Consider the following 19,058-nt stretch of genomic DNA (forward strand, 5'->3'; position numbering starts at 1 on the left):
TCGAAGGGGGACTAGTGAAAGGTTAGTCCTCCATTTTTTTATGAAAATTATCAATCAAAAATGACTTCCCAGCTAATAGAAATTTTCTTCACCAGTGCTCCTTCTATACAATTTTTGGAAAGGTAATGAATTCTAAGCTATGTACATATTATTTTCATCTCCTCTCATAATAAGGAATACATTACTGAACAGAGGGTGAGAGAATGAAAGCTGTGACCTATCAAGGGAAATACGCTATTGCTGTAAAAGAAGTGAAAGCACCGGAAATACAGGACCCAGAAGATATTATTATACGCGTAACATCCACTGCCATTTGTGGTTCGGATCTACATCTATATCAAGGGAATTTCCCACTCCCAATCGGCTATATCATTGGACATGAACCAATGGGGATTGTTGAAGAAGTCGGACCTGACGTCACGAAAGTAAAAAAAGGGGACAGAGTCGTCATTCCTTTTACTGTAGCTTGCGGAAGATGCCCTTATTGTGAAAATCACCACGAGAGCCAATGTGACAATGCGAACCCTCATTATGACTCCGGAGGATACTTAGGATACTCTGAGAAGTTTGGAAATTATCCTGGTGGGCAAGCGGAATATTTACGTGTTCCGTTCGGAAATTACACGCCCTTTGTCATTCCACAGGATGCGGAACTTGAAGATGAAGAGGTTTTGTTTTTATCTGATGTCCTTCCTACAGCCTATTGGAGTGTAGAGAATGCAGGAGTGAAAAAAGACGATACCGTTATCGTTCTCGGTTGTGGTCCTGTTGGTCATTTTGCCCAAAAATTCGCTTGGATGAAAGGAGCGAAAAGGGTTATAGCTGTTGATTATATCCCTTATCGATTAGAACAGGCAAAAAAACACAATAAAGTTGAAACATTTGATTTTACACAATATGATGACATGGGCGAAACATTGAAAGAACTAACATCAGGGGGAGCAGATGTTGTCATTGATTGTGTAGGAATGGACGGGAAAAAGTCACCGTTAGAATTTATCGAACAAAAGTTAAAATTACAAGGTGGTACAATTGGACCGATTCAAATTGCTACAAAAGCGGTGAAAAAATGTGGTACTTATCAAATAACCGGAGTATACGGTGGATTGTACAATATGTTTCCACTCGGTGCATTTTTTTCAAGAAATATCGATATAAAAACGGGTCAGGCACATGCAAGGTCTTTCATGCCTCAGCTTTATAACTTAATTAAAGAGAAGAAATTTAATCCAAAGACAATCATAACTCATACTTTACCTTTAGAAAAAGCCAGTGAGGGTTATCAAAAGTTTAATGATAAAACAGATGATTGTTTGAAAGTTATTTTAAAACCGTAATAAACTTTGTAAAAGAGGATTTTCATTCATTTGGGGATTCTCTTTTTTTATTGGCTGTTTTTTACAGATTGTTGCCTTTAACAACAGTGGAAATCGACGGAGAAAATCTATAAAAAAACAACAATCGATGAGAAAAGAGCCTTATTTGAAGAAAAACGTTTATCTTCACTCTATTCGGGTCATTATTAAGAAGTCTAGCAATTAATGGATTCATTATCTGTTTCTAATCAAATTTTAATGTTGATCGTGTACACTGATCATAATAGGTAGGTGAGAAGGATGACAATTATTTTTTGGATAAGCTTACTATCATGCTTAACTCTTTCATTTTTCTATCATTTTGGAAAAAACAAGCGGTTACGTCGAATAAGAAGTTTAACATCTTATAAGATGACTATTAGTGCAAGTTTTTTAGTCGTTTTAATTACAGGTGTTATGATGAATTCTTAATTAAATGGAACTTTTTTATTAGAATAATCCCTTCCTTTGTTTTACACTAGATAATAGGTAGATAACGGGGGAGGCGAACGTCAAAAATGAAAAATGCATTATACCAATTTTTATTAGACAACAAAGCAGAAATTATTGAAGAATGGATGAATAGACGAAAAAACGATGTGGATTCTTTCTTCTCAGCACAAGCACCAAAATATGTAGAAACAGAATTGAAAGAGGAAGCAGAGGAACTTGTGCTTACCATTTCAAGAGTGTTTGTGGAGGAAGATATTGCCTATCAAAAATTTTTACTAGATTGGGCGGTGAAAATTGGGGAGGAACGTGCTCAAAATGACACAACCTTACAAGAAGTTATTTTTCAATTTAAAGTATTTAAGCAAATTTACTTAAACTATGTTAACGAGTTTATTTTGAAAACCGAAACTGTTTCTATTGAAAATGTGGTGGAGTGGAATAGTCAGTTAAATCTAGCTTTTGATAATGTTATCGAAGTATTTACAAGCCATTATAGAGAAGCGAATAAGCAACTACTTCAATCGCAACAGGAAATAATAAACGAATTAAGTAGCCCGATTATTCCAATTACTGAAACGATAGCTGTTTTACCACTGATTGGGGATATTGATACGACAAGAGCAAAAATCATTCAAGAATCCTCACTTAGTCAGTGTGCAGAAAGAGGTGTGGAAATACTATTTATAGATCTTTCGGGTGTTCCAATTGTTGATACAATGGTGGCACAGCAAATTTTTCACGTAGTATCATCTCTTCAATTGATTGGTGTCAAAAGTGTGTTGTCAGGAATAAGACCGGAAGTGGCACAAACAGCGATTCAGCTCGGAATCGATTTTTCTACTATTAGGATAGAACCTAATTTATCACAGGCATTAAAGCAAATAGATTTCTTAAGCAGTGCAGGAAGGTAATAATACACACTTGCTAGAGGTGGAATAATGACAAGAGCAATTATTTTGTTTGATGGGATATGCAACCTCTGTAATCATAGCGTTCAATTTATTATTAAGCGTGATCCCACTGCATATTTTCAATTTGCTTCATTACAAAGTGACGTAGGTGTCAGCTTGAGGGAAACCTATGGCTTGCCTACGCGTATCGATAGTGTTGTTCTTATAGAAAATAATAAAGTTTTTGTGAAATCAAATGCAGCATTACATATTTGCAAACATCTCAAAGGAATGTGGAAACTGCTTTTCGTATTGAAACTTCTTCCACCGTTTATTCGCGATGGACTATATGAGGTAGTAGCGAAAAATAGATATAAATGGTTTGGAAAAAGGGATCAGTGCATGCTTCCAGATCAGAATAGAAAAGATCGGTTTTTATAATGGAAAAGGAAGTCTAACTTGAAGACTTCCTTTTTGAGTGAGAAGATTTAGCTTTCGATTAGTTTCACCGCGTATTTCCGATTAGCACGAGGTCCATCCCACTCACAGAAATAAATGCCCTGCCAGGTTCCTAATAATAACTCGCCATTTTGAATAATTACCGTTTGAGAATGGCCTACCGTACTTGTCTTCAAATGAGCAGCCGTATTGCCCTCTCCATGCAAATCCTTTACATGATTCCAAGGATATACTTCATCCATTCTTCTTATAAAGTCTGTTTTTACATCGGGATCCGCATTTTCATTCACGGTGATTCCAGCTGTTGTATGCATGGATTGGATAATTACTATTCCATTCGTTACACCTGTTTCCCTAACCCATTCTTCGACACTAGCTGTAATCTCAATCATTTGATCGCGTTTATTGGTAGATAGTTGGAACTGTTTGAACATCGTAAAATCATCCTTTCTTTTACTATTGAAGGAAAAATAACCTGTTGTGTCAAATAATATGAAAACATCATTTTTATATTAGTCTAACTAGAAAGGGAGAGAAACGGCAATGAAAATAATAGAATTAGATAGTGAAGCTGATTGGAAAGAGGCATTTCAAGTAGTAAAAGAGCTGCGCACCCATCTATCCTACGAAAAATATATGAGTATGCTCGAAGCAATGAAACCAAACGGATATAGAGGGTTTTTATTGAAGGAAGGAGATACACCTGTCGCATACACCGGTATAACAGAACGAGTGAATTTTTATGATGGGCATCATCTATTTGTATATGAATTAGTAACGAAAGAAAGCGAGCGATCTAAAGGGTACGGAGAAGCGTTACTAACTTTTATAGAAAATTTAGCAAAAGATATCGGCTGTGAAAAAATGCATCTGGATTCTGGTCTTCAGCGCACAGATGCACATCGGTTTTATGAAGAAAAAATGGGGATGAGTAAAAAGAGTTATGCATTTAAAAAAGTGTTAGATTAAATGAAGAGAAAACACCCCATCTTATTTAGCCATTACAGCAATAGAGATGGGGTGAAACATCATTATTTTTTCCTTTTTCTCATTCGTCCAGTGCCGTTACATATCCGACACTTCCATTTAATAAAAGGGATTTTTGTTTTTCTTTTCCCTTTGCAACGATTACATACCATGAAAATCGCCATTTCCATTCCTTCTTTATTTTTTTATCCCGCATTAACGGGCAGTAACACTCCCGTCTCAAGATTGGAGGAATTAGAGGAGCATAGGTATGGGAAAGGGCCCCCCACTGGTTGAAATTTTACTTTATTCCTCGTTTCCTGTATCAGTAAATTTATCTAACATGGTGATTGTATCAACAAGGTGATTATTGAAAATTTGTCGAGCCACAGTAAGCAACTCAATAATCATGGGATCTCTCAATGAATAGACGACTCGATTACCATCTTTCGTGCCTGTAACGATATTTTTTGCTCTTAATACTTGTAATTGCTGCGATACTGCGGAGCCTTCACTCCCTACAAGACTTTGAATTTCATTTACATTTTTGTCCCCTTCAGCTAATAGTTCAAGAATTCTTATCCTAAGAGGATGAGCCAGCGCTTTGAAAAATTCTGCTTTAAATTTTTGCATTTCAAGGTTCAATATTTTCACCTTTCTTTCTATTATTCCTATTATGAAGTTGTTGTAAGTATTTCTCTTTTCTCTTCGGCGGTATTAGGTGTGCCAGATAGGACGGAACATTCTTTAAAAGCGAAATGTTTGCACCCAAGGCATTTGTCTTTATTTAGATTTACTAGCGCAACGTTTATTGCGTCTCCAGTATGTTCAAAGAAATGGTCTTCCCCTATAGCATGATATAATTTTGTTTTTCTCAATACACTTTTTGGTTGATGTTTCATTCCAGAGATTAACACAATCCCCGTTTTTGAAAAATCCTTGACAATACTTGAAAAATAAGATTCGCCAGTTGTATCCATGAAAGGAACTTTTCCCATTCTTACTATCAATACTTTTGGTTTGTAGTTAATTGTGTTCATTATTGTTTGTTCGAAAGTTTGAGCAGCTCCGAAAAATAAAGGACCTTCGACATTAACTATACATATTTGAGGGCAGTCATGGGCTTCTGTCACCATTTTGGAGTCGACTTTTTCATTCTTATTGTTTAGATTCGGAAGTGCTTTCGCTGTTATTAAAGAGTCGCTCATTTGTTTTGTGAAAATAATGATAGCTAATAGAAGACCAACTTCAACGGCAACTGTTAGATTAACAAACACCGTTAATAAAAACGTAACAACAAGAACAAGTGAGTCTGTTGTTTTCGTTTTTAATAGATGACAAAACACATGTCTTTCACTCATATTCCAAGCGACAACCATTAAAATAGGGGCCATACTAGCTAATGGAATACTAGAAGCGTAAGGAGCAAACAGAAATAATATTAACAAAACAATGATACCATGGATTATCCCTGAGACTGGAGAAACTGCTCCATTTTTTATATTAGTAGCTGTTCGTGCAATAGCTCCTGTAGCTGGGATTCCACCAAATAAAGGTGTCACCATATTTGCAATCCCTTGCCCAACCAGTTCTCGGTTACTATTATGTTTACTATTTGTCATTCCGTCGGCCACTACTGCCGATAATAAAGATTCAATACCGCCTAATATCGCAATGACGAAGGCTGGTCTAATTAATTCTAGTATCCGTTCAAACGTTATCTCCGGAAACTGAAAATGAGGCAAAGTATTTGGAATATCACCAAAAGTGGAGCCAATCGTCGCTACTTGGTTAGGATAAAAAATACTGGCTACTACTGTGGAAAACAGTAATCCAATAAGCGGACCTGGAACCTTTGGGACAAGTTTAGGTGTTAATATCACAGTAACTAGACATACCCCAGCGGTAAAAACACTGAAAAAATTAATCGTGTGAATGTGCATGATTATTTCTTTCATATTAGCATAAAATGTTTCATGTTTTTTTACACCAGATAGCCCTAGAAAATTAGCAATTTGCCCAACGAAAATGATTACTGCAATTCCAGAGGTAAAGCCAATCGTCACTGGTTTCGGAATAAATTTAATCAACGAACCAAGTCTAAAGATTCCCATCAATAATAGTATAATACCTGCCAAAAAACCTGCTATTAGTAGATTTTCATATCCATACGTCATGACAACCCCGAATAAAATCGGGATAAATGCTCCTGTAGGTCCACCAATCTGGAATTTTGACCCGCCGAACAGGGCAATTAAAATACCTGCAATAATGGTTGTATAAATTCCATACTCAGGCTTAACCCCAGAAGCAATGGCAAATGCCATGCCTAAAGGAATGGCAATTACACCAATCACTAAACCAGATAAAAGGTCTTTGTAGAAACTTTGCATAGAATACCCATCAAATCTTCCACTAAAAAATAATTTCCTTTGCATATCAACCCTTCTTCAATTAAAATATTTTATAATAGTATATCTGATTATTTGAATATACTATTATATGAATTTACAATTCTTTCTTATTAATGTCAAAAGAATTTTTAAACGTAAAATTTTGAGAATAAGAGAAAATGCTATTTATATTGGCGATCTTTATAACATTCCTACGTCATTGGATACGATGAGACATATAACCATTAAGTGAATTTAGTGGATACTAGTAATAATCTAAAGGCTTGGAATTGCGCTTTTGTGAAAAAATACAAGGGAGTGTTTGGATGAATATAGAAATCAAAAGAGAAGAAATGATTCAGCATGGAACACAGGTGTTTCAATTAGTTGGAGCGGATAAGATATGTAAGGTGTGTATTAAAAGTGGAAACTCCTGTTGTATAGGGTGTGATTTTTTAAAAGAAGGAGTAGGTTGCCAAAAAAGAAACACGAGTTGTACAGCTTGGTTGTGCGGCTTACAAAAATATTTTTTTGATAAAATTGGATTATTAGATGAGTGGGAAAATATGTGGGAGCAAATTCCTGGAAAAGAATTTCGTGAAGATAGTACGCCAGAAACGGTAAAGATAAAATCGTTCATTGATCTTGAACAGTTGGATAGTAAAGCAGGGAAATTGTTTGCGGAAGCGTTAGAGGTGTTAGAAGAACAGGGCGACGATATAGGTAAGTTAGAAAGACAGTTAAGTATCGATTTTGAGCTTCGAAAACCAGAGATTATTCAGTTTTTATTTCGAGAAACATAATAAAATAAGAATAAGTGGGAAAGCAGCACGAGGTGACTCCGTTCAAACTGCCTCGATTAAAAAAAAGTTTTTACTTCATTACTCCGAATAGTAAAATTCCATGTTACGAACACTACTAGTAGTTCATTCATATGGAGGAAAGTATATGTATCATCTTAAAACACATACCGATTTAGATGGCGTCTCCTGCGGAATACTGGCAAAATTGGCATATGGAGAAGGGGTTCGTGTTCGTTATCATTCTGTTTCAAGTATTCATGGTCAAGTTGAACGTTTTTTGAGTAAGCCGCCTAAAAAAACGAAATTAGTTATCACGGATTTGTCTGTGAACGAAGAAGTTGCAGAAAAACTCGACACTTATCATCGCAAAGGTGGGGATGTATTTTTACTAGATCACCACAGCTCTGCACTGCATTTTAATGAGTATGCATGGGGGAAAGTAGTAGTGGAATATGATAATGGTCATCTTACGTCTGCAGCATCGCTACTATATGATTATCTCATTGAACAAGAGCATATTACAAAAACGAATGCCTTGGATGAATTTGTCGAGTTGGTCCGATTGTATGATACATGGGAATGGGAGAGAAAAAAGGTAACGGATGCTAAGCGATTAAATGATTTACTTTATTCAGGTTCGATTGATGACTTTGAAGAAAAAATGGTGGAGCGGTTACAGGAAAATAAAGATCATTTTTTCTTTGATGAGTTCGAGAAACGATATCTTGATGTGGAAGAAGGAAAAATAGAACGCTATATTGACCGGAAGAAAAGAGAGACGATTCAAACGACGGTTGGTGACTATTGTGTTGGTATCGTGTACGCGGAAAACTATCATTCGGAACTAGGGAATCAGCTTGGGAAGGATTTTCCTCACTTTGACTATATCGCACTTGTGAACGTTGGATCGAGACGAATCGCACTTCGAACGATACATGACAATATCGATGTTAGCGAAATTGCCCAAATGTTTGAAGGCGGGGGACACCAAAAAGCTGCGGGGTGCTTGTTGACACCTGAAGCGTACGAATTATTTGTCACTATTCCATTTAGTCTCGAACACGTACAGGAAGATGCTAAACGTAATAGATATAACTTAAAAGAATCGCTAACAGGTTCTTTATACGAAAACCGACAAGAGGACCAATTATTTATTTTCCCGAAAGGACAAGAGCAATGGGTAATAGAGTATAATGGAGTACATGAAGAAGAACTGAAGACATTCCAAGAAGCAGAACGATATGTAAAGCGAAACTACTCAGCCTGGCTTGCAAGAGATGATATTTTCATTGAATATCTCGCCCAGCAACATATCGAGCAAAAAGTATTAGCGGGCAGCGTTAACGCCAACAACGAACTAATGAAAGAAATCGAACGCAGCAAACAACTATTCAATTAAAGGTCCGTCCCTGACTACAGCAACGCGTTAAAACAGTCGGGGACGGACCTTTAATAATTGTAACTTGCAGTTTTTTACCAATTTGTTAACAAAATATTGTATGATAAATGTAGCAGTTTGAATTTTTAAATTGTTTAAGTGAGGGGAGGAGAGCGGTTGACTTATTCTCAATTGCAGATTACTGCAGAATCAAGTAAAGGTCACGTGAGTAATGTGAAACTTTTTGATTATTTGGATCAGGCACGCAGGGAATGGTATCACTATTGCACTTTATATGATGTGGAAGCGGTGGTAGTACATATTGATATAGATTATAAAATAGAAGTGTTTCATAATGAAAAGCTGTTCATCCGTACTTGGATTGATCGTGTCGGCAATACGAGCTTTACCATTAAGCAAACAATGATGAATAATCGAGAGGAGCTTGTTGTTTCTGCTGCAGTTATCCTTACAACAATTAATCGTCAAACAAGGAAAAAAATCACTGTACCTGATGGGGTCCGCAGCTTGCTGATGAATGATTCAATGTTGAATGCTAAAGTTAAGTGAGTGTTAGAAAAGTGGAGTTGCTATAGCAATTCCACTTTTTTAGTATATCGATCATTCTAGCTTACAATAAAATTTAGTCGCTTCGCTTTTTCTGTAAAGCTTCTATAAAGGCGTTTGGGTTATCGACACGAATATGAATCTGCTCGACTTTTTTCTTGAAACCATATAAATAGTTTGCCTGTAGAGGCTCTTCTAAATGAATCTCAAACTGAGGCTTTTCCTGTAGCATATCGGGCACCATGGCAATGAACGTAACTTTTTCTATATCTTTAGGCAATTTTTCCGGTCCGTTATAAACTTCAATACTTTTGATGGAATGATAAGGAACTTTTATTTTTTTCAATATGCCCACTTGAATGAACATATGTTGTTTTTCTAAAAGTAGTGGACAGAGACGGATGGCTTGAATTTCTGCTAGAAAGAAAATAATGCTGTATATATTCAATATAAGGAGAATCCACGATAAAACAGGGTTGAAATCATGAAGAAAGTAATGAAACCCGATTGTTTCAATAGCAATAGCGTGAATCAGCATGACATAAAACGCGATAACACTTGTTTTCTCATGTAATGTAAAACTTGGTACATCCGTCGCTGTTTTCTTTTTCCAAGAAAACAACGAATAATGAAATAGAGTAAACTCCGATATATAGACTTTTGTCATAAAATTTGGCTTTAAGGATGTGTGTACCGCTCTCTCTAAACGTTCGTGCCAATAGGGATGTCCAGTTGTTTTTGCGGCCTTCCAATGTCGATAAATGGACGGGAATTTTGAAACTATTTTGAAGCCAATGTACAACTCCAATAATATAAATACCCCTTCACCGATAAAAATAATGTATTTAAAAAAAGGAACTGCACGTAAATGTTCATTGGGGATCATCCACCATGCAAACAAATAGCCAGCGGCAATAACAAATGATAATACTTTAAACGAATACCGCTTTCGGATAATAAGGAAGTAAGTAAGAAGCGGAATAATGAGAAGCAAGTCAAACAATGAACCATACACCATTCCCTCTGGTACGGAAAAGCCTATGTCAATATGGTAAACAGCAGTATTGCTTAACAGGATGAGAGAGGTTAGGGTAAGGAACCAAATAAGCTTTTTACGGGATAATGGGGAGTATTGTTTTTCCATAGAAACGCTCCTTTTTTAGGGTTTTGGAGTGGACTTCAAACGCAAAGGAATTTCACGTTTAGTTACTACTTATTATCATTATATCCGAAACTAAAGAGCTGGTTTAATGGATATGTGAAATATTTATGAAAGGGCTTTCGTGATTTCTCATCAAATTTTAATCTTATTTTCATTCCGATTTCCTTTTCAAGCTTTATGCTAAGAATAGCTCACCAATCGTAGTTCTAATCACCCCTCTTTATGTAATAAAGTAAACCTGTCAAATCTATTTGATTAGAACTACGAGATTAAACACCCATTTTAATTTCTTTCTTTCCCGTTTGAAGCAGTAAAGTTATGTAGGACTTTACTGCTTCTTTTTTTGTCTTTAAATAGGTTTCCATTTGAATGACCTATAAAGGAGCACGTCTGATGGAGGGGAAATGGGAAGCTTGTACTTGAAAAAGGAAAATGTATCATAGAAGGAGAATATTAGTTTAAAAGATATTGATTACTTTTTAATCAAAAGAGGTGTAATAAATAATGGATATTGTATTTAAAGAAGGGCAGTCCGTTTTTAATTATCGTGTAGCTGCCGTATGGCTACATGAGGATCATATTTTACTGCATCGGGATGTAAATGCGAAAGATTGGTCACTTCCCGGTGGTAGAGTGGCGTTTGGTGAAGAGAGTATTGATAGTTTGAAACGGGAAATGAAAGAAGAATTAAACGTGGTAGTCAATGTGGAACGGCTTTTATTTGTTAATGAGAACTTTTTTCCTTTCCAAAACCATCAGTTTCATGAAATCGGTTTTTATTATTTAGTATCCTTAAACAACAATCATTTATTTCAGCAAGGTCCTTTCTATGGAGAAGAAGGGGAACGTTTGATTTATCAATGGGTACCACTTTCTAGAATAGAAAATATAACGCTTTATCCTGAAAAACTTAAGTCCTTGTTGAACAAACTCCCGGATAATGTTGAGCATATTGTAACGCGGCAATCCGATTTTCACTCATCTATTCCTAGGAGTTAGACGAAGCCTTTTTTCGAAAGTTTATCTTTTTCCAAAGCTTAATAAAAAATTCTTTTAAATGTTGTAGCTCTTCCTTGGGTGAATAGCTTTGATCCTTTACATATTTTTTTGCAAAGTAATTAATGCCTTCTTCGATGATGGCAAGTGCTGCGATAAAACCGAAAACAATAGCTAGTATCGTCCACATTTTTATTGCTCCTTTGCATTTTGTTATTTCTATGTATATGGCTGTATTTACCATTACATGAGAAAAATAAAACGCGTTTTATCATCGGGAAGTAGGGGGGGCATGTTAAAAACGTACTGTTTTGTTTGGAGGGGGCTTTGCTAGATAAACACCCTTTATTTCTACCATTTAGAATATCGTATAAGAACGACTTTTGAAAGAATGGAAGATTAATAGAATGAACGACCTTTCAGGGTATAATAGATATGGCAAACTATACGAAAAAGCTGTAACAACTGTTAATACGTGTTACAGCTTTTTCACCATTTAAATGTTACGACCGTTGCTTTTTTGTTTTAACCAATGTCTGATTCCTTTTCCTGCATACGGCTCATCATTGAATCTTGGAATGACATGAAGATGTGCATGAGGAATATGCTGTCCGCCAGTTGAACCAACATTCCATCCGACATTATAACCATCTGGAGTAAAAGTGGTATCCAAGTAACTTTTTACATTATGTAGTAGTTCATATGTTGCTTGCCACTCCTGTTCTGTAAGATCAAACACTGTTTTGCGATGGGCTTTTGGAACGATTACACCGGACCCAACTAACACTTCCTGTGGTAATTGTAAAAATGCACAAAGTTCATTTTCTAGAACAATTTTTTGTTGCTTTTCTAGTTCAAAATGGCAAAAAACACAATTGGAATACAAGGGAAGCTCCATTTTACTAAAAGGATATTCACTCCCATTTGTCGACTGCATAAATGATTCCGTTTCCTTAAAACCGAGTTTTTTATAAACTTTAATGGCCCTTTCGTTAAATGTTGCAACGGAAAGACAAAACCCATCAGGATTAAAATAGCTTTGCCCAAAATCCAAACCAGCTTTAATAAATGTTGCTCCATTTCCTTGTCCAGTATAAAGAGGGCTCATTCCAAGCCCAATTTCCACAAAATTGCCGTCCGTTCTTTGATAACAGAAAAAACCGGCTAACTCATCTTCCTTGAAAACAGCAAAATAGTTTTCGCTTCGTAATGCTGGATCAATAAACTCTTTGTAATCTTCTTCATCAGCCGTCATATCATAAAAGGCAAATATCCCGTCATATTTCCATGATGCAATCACTTCGGCTTGTTGTTGTGTCATTTTTTTGAAAGTAAAATTCATCATATAAACTCCTTCCTCGTTTCATATAAAGTTTAATATAAAAATATTATGTAAATAACTATAATTTTAAGAATATAGTAACGAATCACGAAAGGATATAAGGCTATTTTCTAAAGGCTGTTTTCGTAAAGTTTGTTGTTTCTGGGCAAGGGAGCGGCCCCCTTACAATCATGCATCAACACGAAGTTAAACAGAGCTTTTTATACTCAAATAAATAGCAACAATGTTTACAAAACAGCCTTTCTAAAAGATTGTTGCTTCTAACAATAATGGAGCACTCAGAGTGGATTGGAGCAGAAAGGAACGGTCTAGTGTCCACCAATAAACAGCTTAATATAATGAAAAAACGCAGGAAAAGGGAAAATGATAACGATGGATCTCTCTGTTTAAAAGGTGTTTCGTCTTTAATCTTTTACGATATTCTCATTTATTTTTAATGTTGCTATGTGATGATAGTAGGACTATAGGTAAATATGTTTTATTTTTCTAATACTTATTCTAAAATAAGAGCTAACTAGTAGTAAAGAAGGTGGAATGATGAAAAGGGTTCTCGTAATAGAAGACGAAAAAAACTTATCCAGGTTTATTGAGCTGGAATTAAAATATGAAGGTTATGAAATTGGTGTTGCATACAATGGCAGAGATGGCTTGAAGATGGCACTAGAGGAAGAGTGGGATGTGATTTTGCTAGATTTAATGCTGCCAGGTTTAAATGGATTAGAAGTATGCAGACGAGTACGACAATCCAAGAATATTCCTGTACTTATGATTACAGCAAGAGACAGTGTGATGGATAGAGTATCAGGGCTTGATAGTGGGGCGGATGATTATATCGTAAAGCCATTCGCTATTGAAGAACTTCTTGCTAGGCTTCGTGCAGTATTTAGAAGGACTGCTAACGAGGAAGAGAGGGCTTCCATTACTACATATAAATTTAGAGATGTAGTTGTTGAAAAGGAGTCAAGACGTGTACTAAAAAATGGAGAAGAAATCGAATTAACGAAAAAGGAATATGATTTGTTGACGACTTTTCTAGATAATATGAATATTGTTTTAACGAGAGAAGTTCTACTTAATAAAGTATGGGGTTATGAAACAGAAGTGGAAACAAATGTTGTCGATGTATATGTGCGCTACTTACGGAACAAGATAGACTCTCCAGAAGAAGATAGTTATATCCAAACTATTAGAGGAACTGGCTATGTGATGAGGAAATGAACGTAATTGCATCGAAATTCAAACCAACTTCCCTCAAAATGAAATGGGCAATTGCTGCAGCTACAGCAATATTTATGGCATTTTTTTTATTTAGCTTATTTCAATATAAAGCAATTAGTACGTTTATCTTAGATGAGGAAGAAAGAAGCTTTCGGAGGGTGTTAGATGAAATGGGCGAATTTTTTCAACAAAGAGGCCCTGATATAAGAATTCAGGATATTTACGAAGGACGAGAGTTAATGAAGCAAATTGTTGAAAAAGATCAGTCCGTCCGCATCCTTGCTAGAAGCGGTGAATCGATTCTTGAAATTAGAAGCGAAACGCAAGATACATATACGCTTCCTTTCGTGCCTGTCCAACAGAAGAAAATTGCGATTGTCGAAGCAAATAATATGAAAACATTAATTGGGCGCAGTCCTATTAATTCTAGACAGTTTAATGGGTATATAGAAATTGTTCAGCCGCTCAACCGATATGAGAATATCATGCAAAATGCCTTTTGGATGATGATATTTTCTGGTGCTGTTGCTCTTGTCTTAAGTGCCGTGCTTGGTTACTTTATGGCCAAAAAATTTGTTCAACCATTGAAAAAACTTTCTACAACGATGAAGTCGATTCAGGAAAAAGGGTTTCAGGAGAGAATGGATGAAATTGATTCGCATGATGAAATAAGTGAGCTTTCAAAGATTTTTAATAAGATGATGGATCAGATTGAACGCTCTTTTTCTCAGCAACAGCAATTTGTAGAGGACGCTTCTCATGAATTAAGGACCCCCGTTCAAATTCTTGAAGGCCATTTATCGCTTTTAAATCGTTGGGGGAAAGATGATCCTGAGGTGTTGGAAGAATCGTTGGGCGTATCGCTTCATGAACTGCAGCGAATGAAAAAACTTGTAAATGAATTACTTCAGCTATCCCGATCAGACCATGAACAAACTAATACCGAAGAACAAAGATCCGACGCGGTAGGAATCGTAAGGAAAGTAGTAAAAGATTTCACTTTTCTACATAAGGATTATCTATTTACGTTAAATACTCCCGAGGATGAATCACTTTGGGCAAAAATAATACCTAGACATTTAGAACAGGTAGTTATTATTTTAATGGATAATGCCGTAAAATATTCTGAAAAAGGTTCATCCGTTTCTGTAGAAGTAGTGGAAAGTAAAAATAATATACAGTTCATAATAAAAGATGAAGGAATTGGTATACCTGAAGAAGATCTGCCGAAAATATTTGATCGTTTTTATCGCGTAGATAAAGCACGAAGCAGGGAGCGTGGTGGAAACGGCTTAGGATTAGCAATCGCAAATAAAATTGTAGTGAATAATGGTGGAGAAATGAAAGCGGAAAGTACCGTGAATGAAGGGACAACGGTTACATTTACAGTAGAAAAATTAAAGTAAGGATAAAGGAAGTTTGAATAATGAATCTGGTTTATTAAAGTATGAGCGGCTAAGCAAGCCAAGCCGCTGCCGCTTTTCGGATTGTCTAGCTCCAGCGGCTAACTCGCTGTGAAAAAGATGATTTCCCTCTAAAGGCAAAAAGCGCCTTTTGAGGGAAATCCCTATTTTCTTCGCGAGCTGTTCAAGCCGCTTGCGCTTTTCGGATTGTCCAGTTCCAGCGGCTAGAGGCTCGAGTCATAAGCCGAGTAGCCCAAAAAGGCAAAGAGCGCCTTTCTGTGCTACTCGGCTTATGCTTGTCGCCTCTGTTCAAGCCGCCTGCGCTTTTCTTTTAATATCTTTCTGCTATGTCGACTTCGGTGTATTGAAGGTCGACGCTGCGAGGAATTTTCATTTCAAGTATGCCTTCTTTGTATTGGCAGCTGGCACCTTTTCTTTTAACTAGTGAAGGGAGTGTTATTACCTGACGATCGCCTATTTCTGGTATGTTTTCAAAGATTGCTTGATTAGAAGTGTGAAATACTTTTAATTGATTAATCCATTCATCCTCGGGGAGTTTCATGCGGATATAGACATCTTCAAATGTTTCAAAAACATTCGTCTGGATTGGTTGTTGGGAATGAGAGGTATGCTGTGATTCTGATTCGGGTTGTTGGTTTCCCTGATTTCCCTGATTTCCAAACCCTGCAGCTTGCTTCATCATCTCCTGTGGATTCATCATTCCCTGCCAATCCTCCGGAAACGTTTGTTTCATCATATTCTGAACATAGTTTTGTATATCATCAGGATTCATGCCATTCATCATATTTTTCCCATTCTTAAGGAAAGGGGAAAACATGTTCCACGGAAACATTTTTCAACCTCATTTCTGGCGAAGCATCGCAATTTTCTTTATCATCAATCACTTTATTCAATCTTACCGAGCAGTAACACTCCTCTAATAAACTGTAGATAACAAAGGATGAGAAAGCTTATTAATAGAAGTTTCACTTTATGATATGCACCTACTTTTAAGAAGGTTCTTTTCTTTGCTTGTCGCTTCTATTTAAGCCGCTAGCGCTTTTCGAATTGTCCAGCTTCAGCCGCTAGCTCGCTGTGAAAAAGATGATTTCTCTCTAAAGGCAAAGAGCACCTTTTGAGGGAAATCCCTGTTTTCTTCGCGAGCTGTTCGAGCGGCCTCCGCTTTTCGAATTGTCCGGCTCCGGCGGCTAGAGGCTCAAGTCATAAGCCAAGTAGCCGAAAAGGCAAAGAGCGCCTTTCTGTGCTACTCGTGTTATGCTTGTCGTCTCTATTCAAGCCGCCCCTGCTTTTCTTTCTCACAAAAGGAATGACTTGTGAATAGGCTGATGGTATACGTAGGAGATGAAGAAGTATAGCAGAAAAGGGGTAGGAAAAATGCCGGTGTCGATTGTTTTTAACCAGGTAAATGTCAATAGTGTTCAAAATGGTTCCACTATAAGTACCGGCCAAAATAACTTGGAAGATTGGAATACTCAAGGAAAGTGTAATTTCGGTTATGGACTTAGTACCGGTATCATAACTAATGCAGGAATTTCAAATGTTATTATTGACCCAGACGGTATTGATGGAACAATAACTCAACCAGAAATGATAAACCCGCAGCCTAATATTCAATTCTAGAAGGTGAAGTATTATGAAAGATGACCAATTAAACATAACCTTTGATGGTTTGTCAGTTAATCAAGTTACGTTTAATTCATCTATCCTTGTTGGAGAAAATATCCAAGTGAAAAACAGTGTAAAACAGAAAAATAATATGGGATTTGGAGAAATGACCGGCTGGAATGTGTTTGTATATGGAGGAGTTTCTGTTGTTTATGATCCTGATATGATTGATGGGGTATTTAAAAGTTGATTCCAATTTACAAAAAAATACTCCTACATTAAGGAGTATCACGAAGTTTTTCGTGTAAAATAGTTTTTAACCATTCAGGTATCTCTTGACCGTTATCAAAGGTAAGCGAGTCTATCGCTTTAGAATCATAGAGCATACTTTTCGTTTGATCTAAATGATGTTGATTTCCAGAAACATTTCCAAATCCTTGGTTATGTTTCTTTTTGCTTTGGAAATTAGTTGGATAGTTGTTTCCCATATTCAAGCACGAAGCACCTTCTATAACACCAATTTGAATATTTCCGATAACAAAGTTTGGAGAAAAGGCAGACAAATTATGTGACCTCCTTATCGTCTTCGTCATAGCGAAAAGAGAAACCTTTTGCATTCGGTGTGAATGGTGATTTCGTTTGTGATGCAGTATTAGACGAATTTTGTTTCGATTTCGATTTCGATTTTGTTACCAAGTCAACTCCAAAATTGTTTCCGAGATTAAGAGATCCGCTTAATGTATCAATATCAATTTTATCTAGTTCATACGTTAAGTTTTCTGTTAGTGGACCTTCTACGTTCAAATGGTGAACATGTATTTCAATTTTGTCTTTTTCCATTAAGTTTTCTAGTAACCTTTCTATCCGTTCGACTTTTTTGGAAAGTACATCATCCTTTTTCCGTTTTTGAAACCAATTCATCCACATTACTCTTCATATTGAACATTTTGACCTTGTTCCTGATCAACAACAACGGATTTGTTTCTATTTACTATACAGTTCGATCCTAAAACTTTTCCAAAACCCTCATGCTGAAATCGTTCATCATCAAACATACTTGAACTGTTATGCCCTTTTTTTATATGAGAGGCTCTTCGTACTGCACCGACATGTATTCTTTTTAAGTCAATATTCATAAAGAAGCTCCTTTCATATGGAATTTAATCGTATTATCTTTTATTTCTTTTTCAAACTTGACTATAAATAAGCCATTTTCATAGGTTGCTTGAATACTATCGCTCTTAAAGCTAAACGGCAACGTAACCGCTCTTTTAAAACGACCAAAAGCCCTTTCCTGCTGGAGAAGATGTTCCTTTGCAACTGGATAAGTGTAGGGGATTACAATTTCAATAAGAAGTTTAGAGCCCTTTATTTGTAGGTGAGCATCCTTCTGACTGGTGATACCTGGGGCTTCTATAACGACAAATCCTTCTTTATGGGTTTCAAATACGTCGATTAAGGGAAATCTTCTTGGTAGCACCTTTTGCATATCATCCCAGAATGAATCTCCTAAAACTTTTTGCATATTTTCCTGTAATTGATCCCAATTTGGTTGTTGGCCCATAAAAATCACCTGCTTAGTGGTTTCGTATTCATTATATGAGAGTATTTGAGAATTATTAATAGTAGGGGATTAGAAACCGAATGGTGTAGTCAATCTTTGAGGTTATTTTGCAAATTCATTAAAAAGTTGAATAAATCTGAGAAAATAACAAAAAGTATTTGGATTTTACAGGTAACAGTAGTATTATGGTTATTGAAAAAAGTACTCTGTTTTCAAGATATAAGAAGGTGAAGAGGAAAAAATTTAATAAAATACTATTTCAGAATAATCCGTAATTTATAAAGCCTCTTTAAATAAATTATGGAAATAAAATGAAAAATAAGAGGCAAATCTGTATATACAAAAATTTAAAAAAATTGCCATTAAAGGCTTTATCTTGTTGCTTTACAGTGGTAAAATGTTACTGTAAGCGTTTTAATCAAACTATATTTTACTATTCTTACATAGTGTTTCCAAAAAGATGCACTGAAAGAATATATGAAA

The 19,058-nt window shown here is 36.1% G+C and carries 24 protein-coding genes; 12 read left to right on the plus strand and 12 right to left on the minus strand.

Features of this window, described 5'->3' with window-relative positions:
- Positions 1-203 precede the first annotated feature (203 nt).
- The 3 genes from ACFSUL_RS15090 to ACFSUL_RS15100 all read left to right on the plus strand — a co-directional run bounded on the left by ACFSUL_RS15090 (position 204) and on the right by ACFSUL_RS15100 (position 3,139).
- Positions 204-1,337 (plus strand): zinc-dependent alcohol dehydrogenase, encoded by a 1,134-nt coding sequence (locus tag ACFSUL_RS15090; protein ID WP_071412172.1) that lies wholly within the window; start codon positions 204-206, stop codon positions 1,335-1,337.
- 536 nt (positions 1,338-1,873) lie between these two features.
- A complete protein-coding gene (locus ACFSUL_RS15095; RefSeq protein ID WP_377936772.1) occupies positions 1,874-2,719 on the plus strand; it encodes an STAS domain-containing protein in 846 nt (281 codons plus the stop codon).
- 27 nt (positions 2,720-2,746) lie between these two features.
- Positions 2,747-3,139, plus strand: a complete 393-nt coding sequence (locus tag ACFSUL_RS15100; protein ID WP_377936774.1) for a thiol-disulfide oxidoreductase DCC family protein — start codon at positions 2,747-2,749, stop codon at positions 3,137-3,139.
- Between the two features lie 47 nt (positions 3,140-3,186).
- On the opposite strand, the gene ACFSUL_RS15105 is transcribed toward ACFSUL_RS15100, so the two are convergent.
- Positions 3,187-3,591: a secondary thiamine-phosphate synthase enzyme YjbQ gene (locus ACFSUL_RS15105; RefSeq protein WP_377936776.1), complete on the minus strand. Its 405-nt coding sequence runs from the start codon at positions 3,589-3,591 to the stop codon at positions 3,187-3,189.
- A 109-nt stretch (positions 3,592-3,700) separates the two neighbouring features.
- Here ACFSUL_RS15105 and ACFSUL_RS15110 point away from each other — a divergent pair, with 109 nt between their 5' ends.
- On the plus strand, positions 3,701-4,126 hold the full coding sequence (locus ACFSUL_RS15110) for a GNAT family N-acetyltransferase (RefSeq protein WP_071412177.1): 426 nt from the start codon (positions 3,701-3,703) through the stop codon (positions 4,124-4,126).
- A 79-nt stretch (positions 4,127-4,205) separates the two neighbouring features.
- On the opposite strand, the gene ACFSUL_RS15115 is transcribed toward ACFSUL_RS15110, so the two are convergent.
- The 3 genes from ACFSUL_RS15115 to ACFSUL_RS15125 all read right to left on the minus strand — a co-directional run bounded on the left by ACFSUL_RS15115 (position 4,206) and on the right by ACFSUL_RS15125 (position 6,561).
- Positions 4,206-4,340, minus strand: a complete 135-nt coding sequence (locus ACFSUL_RS15115) for a hypothetical protein (RefSeq protein WP_377936779.1) — start codon at positions 4,338-4,340, stop codon at positions 4,206-4,208.
- 89 nt (positions 4,341-4,429) lie between these two features.
- Entirely contained in the window at positions 4,430-4,768 is a 339-nt protein-coding gene (locus tag ACFSUL_RS15120; protein WP_377936781.1) for an ArsR/SmtB family transcription factor, read from the minus strand.
- Between the two features lie 29 nt (positions 4,769-4,797).
- Positions 4,798-6,561 (minus strand): SulP family inorganic anion transporter, encoded by a 1,764-nt coding sequence (locus tag ACFSUL_RS15125; RefSeq protein ID WP_377936783.1) that lies wholly within the window; start codon positions 6,559-6,561, stop codon positions 4,798-4,800.
- A 281-nt stretch (positions 6,562-6,842) separates the two neighbouring features.
- Between ACFSUL_RS15125 and ACFSUL_RS15130 the strand changes: the two genes are divergently transcribed.
- The 3 genes from ACFSUL_RS15130 to ACFSUL_RS15140 all read left to right on the plus strand — a co-directional run bounded on the left by ACFSUL_RS15130 (position 6,843) and on the right by ACFSUL_RS15140 (position 9,267).
- Positions 6,843-7,319 carry a DNA mismatch repair protein gene (locus ACFSUL_RS15130; protein WP_377936785.1) on the plus strand — a complete coding sequence of 159 codons (477 nt, stop codon included), beginning with the start codon at positions 6,843-6,845 and terminating at the stop codon, positions 7,317-7,319.
- Between the two features lie 145 nt (positions 7,320-7,464).
- Positions 7,465-8,718, plus strand: coding sequence for a DHH family phosphoesterase (locus ACFSUL_RS15135; protein ID WP_377936786.1), 1,254 nt, complete (start codon positions 7,465-7,467; stop codon positions 8,716-8,718).
- Between the two features lie 156 nt (positions 8,719-8,874).
- Positions 8,875-9,267 carry an acyl-CoA thioesterase gene (locus ACFSUL_RS15140; protein ID WP_377936788.1) on the plus strand — a complete coding sequence of 131 codons (393 nt, stop codon included), beginning with the start codon at positions 8,875-8,877 and terminating at the stop codon, positions 9,265-9,267.
- Positions 9,268-9,340: 73 nt separating this feature from the next.
- Here the strand turns inward: ACFSUL_RS15140 and ACFSUL_RS15145 are convergent, their stop codons facing one another.
- A complete protein-coding gene (locus tag ACFSUL_RS15145) occupies positions 9,341-10,408 on the minus strand; it encodes a hypothetical protein (RefSeq protein ID WP_377936790.1) in 1,068 nt (355 codons plus the stop codon).
- Positions 10,409-10,930: 522 nt separating this feature from the next.
- Between ACFSUL_RS15145 and ACFSUL_RS15150 the strand changes: the two genes are divergently transcribed.
- A complete protein-coding gene (locus tag ACFSUL_RS15150; RefSeq protein WP_377936792.1) occupies positions 10,931-11,425 on the plus strand; it encodes an NUDIX hydrolase in 495 nt (164 codons plus the stop codon).
- Here ACFSUL_RS15150 and ACFSUL_RS15155 read toward each other — a convergent pair.
- Together ACFSUL_RS15155 and ACFSUL_RS15160 are read right to left on the minus strand one after the other, a co-directional pair.
- Positions 11,415-11,612 (minus strand): hypothetical protein, encoded by a 198-nt coding sequence (locus ACFSUL_RS15155; RefSeq protein ID WP_377936794.1) that lies wholly within the window; start codon positions 11,610-11,612, stop codon positions 11,415-11,417. The genes ACFSUL_RS15150 and ACFSUL_RS15155 overlap by 11 nt on opposite strands.
- Positions 11,613-11,918: 306 nt before the next feature.
- Positions 11,919-12,767, minus strand: coding sequence for a GNAT family N-acetyltransferase (locus ACFSUL_RS15160; RefSeq protein ID WP_377936795.1), 849 nt, complete (start codon positions 12,765-12,767; stop codon positions 11,919-11,921).
- Between the two features lie 534 nt (positions 12,768-13,301).
- Here ACFSUL_RS15160 and ACFSUL_RS15165 point away from each other — a divergent pair.
- Together ACFSUL_RS15165 and ACFSUL_RS15170 are read left to right on the plus strand one after the other, a co-directional pair.
- Complete coding sequence (locus ACFSUL_RS15165; RefSeq protein WP_377936796.1) at positions 13,302-13,982, plus strand: response regulator transcription factor; 681 nt, start codon at positions 13,302-13,304, stop codon at positions 13,980-13,982.
- Complete coding sequence (locus ACFSUL_RS15170; protein WP_377936797.1) at positions 13,979-15,388, plus strand: sensor histidine kinase; 1,410 nt, start codon at positions 13,979-13,981, stop codon at positions 15,386-15,388. The genes ACFSUL_RS15165 and ACFSUL_RS15170 overlap by 4 nt, the downstream gene beginning before the upstream one ends.
- A gap of 328 nt (positions 15,389-15,716) precedes the next feature.
- Here the strand turns inward: ACFSUL_RS15170 and ACFSUL_RS15175 are convergent, their stop codons facing one another.
- Positions 15,717-16,238, minus strand: coding sequence for an Hsp20/alpha crystallin family protein (locus ACFSUL_RS15175; protein WP_377936798.1), 522 nt, complete (start codon positions 16,236-16,238; stop codon positions 15,717-15,719).
- 542 nt (positions 16,239-16,780) lie between these two features.
- Here ACFSUL_RS15175 and ACFSUL_RS15180 point away from each other — a divergent pair.
- Together ACFSUL_RS15180 and ACFSUL_RS15185 are read left to right on the plus strand one after the other, a co-directional pair.
- A complete protein-coding gene (locus ACFSUL_RS15180) occupies positions 16,781-17,026 on the plus strand; it encodes a hypothetical protein (RefSeq protein WP_377936799.1) in 246 nt (81 codons plus the stop codon).
- Positions 17,027-17,039: 13 nt separating this feature from the next.
- Positions 17,040-17,261, plus strand: coding sequence for a hypothetical protein (locus tag ACFSUL_RS15185; protein ID WP_071412191.1), 222 nt, complete (start codon positions 17,040-17,042; stop codon positions 17,259-17,261).
- A gap of 28 nt (positions 17,262-17,289) precedes the next feature.
- Here the strand turns inward: ACFSUL_RS15185 and ACFSUL_RS15190 are convergent, their stop codons facing one another.
- From ACFSUL_RS15190 to ACFSUL_RS15205, 4 genes are read right to left on the minus strand one after another with little or no spacing between them, the layout of a single operon-like run.
- On the minus strand, positions 17,290-17,574 hold the full coding sequence (locus tag ACFSUL_RS15190; RefSeq protein ID WP_071412192.1) for a hypothetical protein: 285 nt from the start codon (positions 17,572-17,574) through the stop codon (positions 17,290-17,292).
- A gap of 1 nt (position 17,575) precedes the next feature.
- Positions 17,576-17,932 (minus strand): hypothetical protein, encoded by a 357-nt coding sequence (locus ACFSUL_RS15195; RefSeq protein WP_377936800.1) that lies wholly within the window; start codon positions 17,930-17,932, stop codon positions 17,576-17,578.
- Between the two features lie 5 nt (positions 17,933-17,937).
- On the minus strand, positions 17,938-18,147 hold the full coding sequence (locus tag ACFSUL_RS15200) for a hypothetical protein (RefSeq protein ID WP_377936801.1): 210 nt from the start codon (positions 18,145-18,147) through the stop codon (positions 17,938-17,940).
- Positions 18,144-18,575, minus strand: a complete 432-nt coding sequence (locus ACFSUL_RS15205; RefSeq protein WP_377936802.1) for an Hsp20/alpha crystallin family protein — start codon at positions 18,573-18,575, stop codon at positions 18,144-18,146. Before ACFSUL_RS15205 ends, ACFSUL_RS15200 begins: the two co-directional genes overlap by 4 nt.
- Positions 18,576-19,058: the final 483 nt, after the last annotated feature.

This window comes from Bacillus seohaeanensis (assembly GCF_042684945.1).
GTDB lineage: Bacteria > Bacillota > Bacilli > Bacillales > Bacillaceae_B > Rossellomorea > Rossellomorea seohaeanensis.

Bases quoted from the DNA above. Each gene is read 5' to 3' on its own strand.
- ACFSUL_RS15155 (WP_377936794.1), bottom strand. From the start codon at position 11,612: ATGTGGACGATACTAGCTATTGTTTTCGGTTTTATCGCAGCACTTGCC.
- ACFSUL_RS15175 (WP_377936798.1), bottom strand. From the start codon at position 16,238: ATGTTTCCGTGGAACATGTTTTCCCCTTTCCTTAAGAATGGGAAAAAT.
- ACFSUL_RS15130 (WP_377936785.1), top strand. From the start codon at position 6,843: ATGAATATAGAAATCAAAAGAGAAGAAATGATTCAGCATGGAACACAG.
- ACFSUL_RS15200 (WP_377936801.1), bottom strand. From the start codon at position 18,147: ATGAATATTGACTTAAAAAGAATACATGTCGGTGCAGTACGAAGAGCC.
- ACFSUL_RS15125 (WP_377936783.1), bottom strand. From the start codon at position 6,561: ATGCAAAGGAAATTATTTTTTAGTGGAAGATTTGATGGGTATTCTATG.
- ACFSUL_RS15135 (WP_377936786.1), top strand. From the start codon at position 7,465: ATGTATCATCTTAAAACACATACCGATTTAGATGGCGTCTCCTGCGGA.
- ACFSUL_RS15110 (WP_071412177.1), top strand. From the start codon at position 3,701: ATGAAAATAATAGAATTAGATAGTGAAGCTGATTGGAAAGAGGCATTT.
- ACFSUL_RS15105 (WP_377936776.1), bottom strand. From the start codon at position 3,591: ATGTTCAAACAGTTCCAACTATCTACCAATAAACGCGATCAAATGATT.
- ACFSUL_RS15180 (WP_377936799.1), top strand. From the start codon at position 16,781: ATGCCGGTGTCGATTGTTTTTAACCAGGTAAATGTCAATAGTGTTCAA.
- ACFSUL_RS15205 (WP_377936802.1), bottom strand. From the start codon at position 18,575: ATGGGCCAACAACCAAATTGGGATCAATTACAGGAAAATATGCAAAAA.
- ACFSUL_RS15185 (WP_071412191.1), top strand. From the start codon at position 17,040: ATGAAAGATGACCAATTAAACATAACCTTTGATGGTTTGTCAGTTAAT.
- ACFSUL_RS15160 (WP_377936795.1), bottom strand. From the start codon at position 12,767: ATGATGAATTTTACTTTCAAAAAAATGACACAACAACAAGCCGAAGTG.
- ACFSUL_RS15115 (WP_377936779.1), bottom strand. From the start codon at position 4,340: ATGCGGGATAAAAAAATAAAGAAGGAATGGAAATGGCGATTTTCATGG.
- ACFSUL_RS15170 (WP_377936797.1), top strand. From the start codon at position 13,979: ATGAACGTAATTGCATCGAAATTCAAACCAACTTCCCTCAAAATGAAA.
- ACFSUL_RS15195 (WP_377936800.1), bottom strand. From the start codon at position 17,932: ATGAATTGGTTTCAAAAACGGAAAAAGGATGATGTACTTTCCAAAAAA.
- ACFSUL_RS15095 (WP_377936772.1), top strand. From the start codon at position 1,874: ATGAAAAATGCATTATACCAATTTTTATTAGACAACAAAGCAGAAATT.
- ACFSUL_RS15165 (WP_377936796.1), top strand. From the start codon at position 13,302: ATGAAAAGGGTTCTCGTAATAGAAGACGAAAAAAACTTATCCAGGTTT.
- ACFSUL_RS15150 (WP_377936792.1), top strand. From the start codon at position 10,931: ATGGATATTGTATTTAAAGAAGGGCAGTCCGTTTTTAATTATCGTGTA.
- ACFSUL_RS15145 (WP_377936790.1), bottom strand. From the start codon at position 10,408: ATGGAAAAACAATACTCCCCATTATCCCGTAAAAAGCTTATTTGGTTC.
- ACFSUL_RS15100 (WP_377936774.1), top strand. From the start codon at position 2,747: ATGACAAGAGCAATTATTTTGTTTGATGGGATATGCAACCTCTGTAAT.
- ACFSUL_RS15090 (WP_071412172.1), top strand. From the start codon at position 204: ATGAAAGCTGTGACCTATCAAGGGAAATACGCTATTGCTGTAAAAGAA.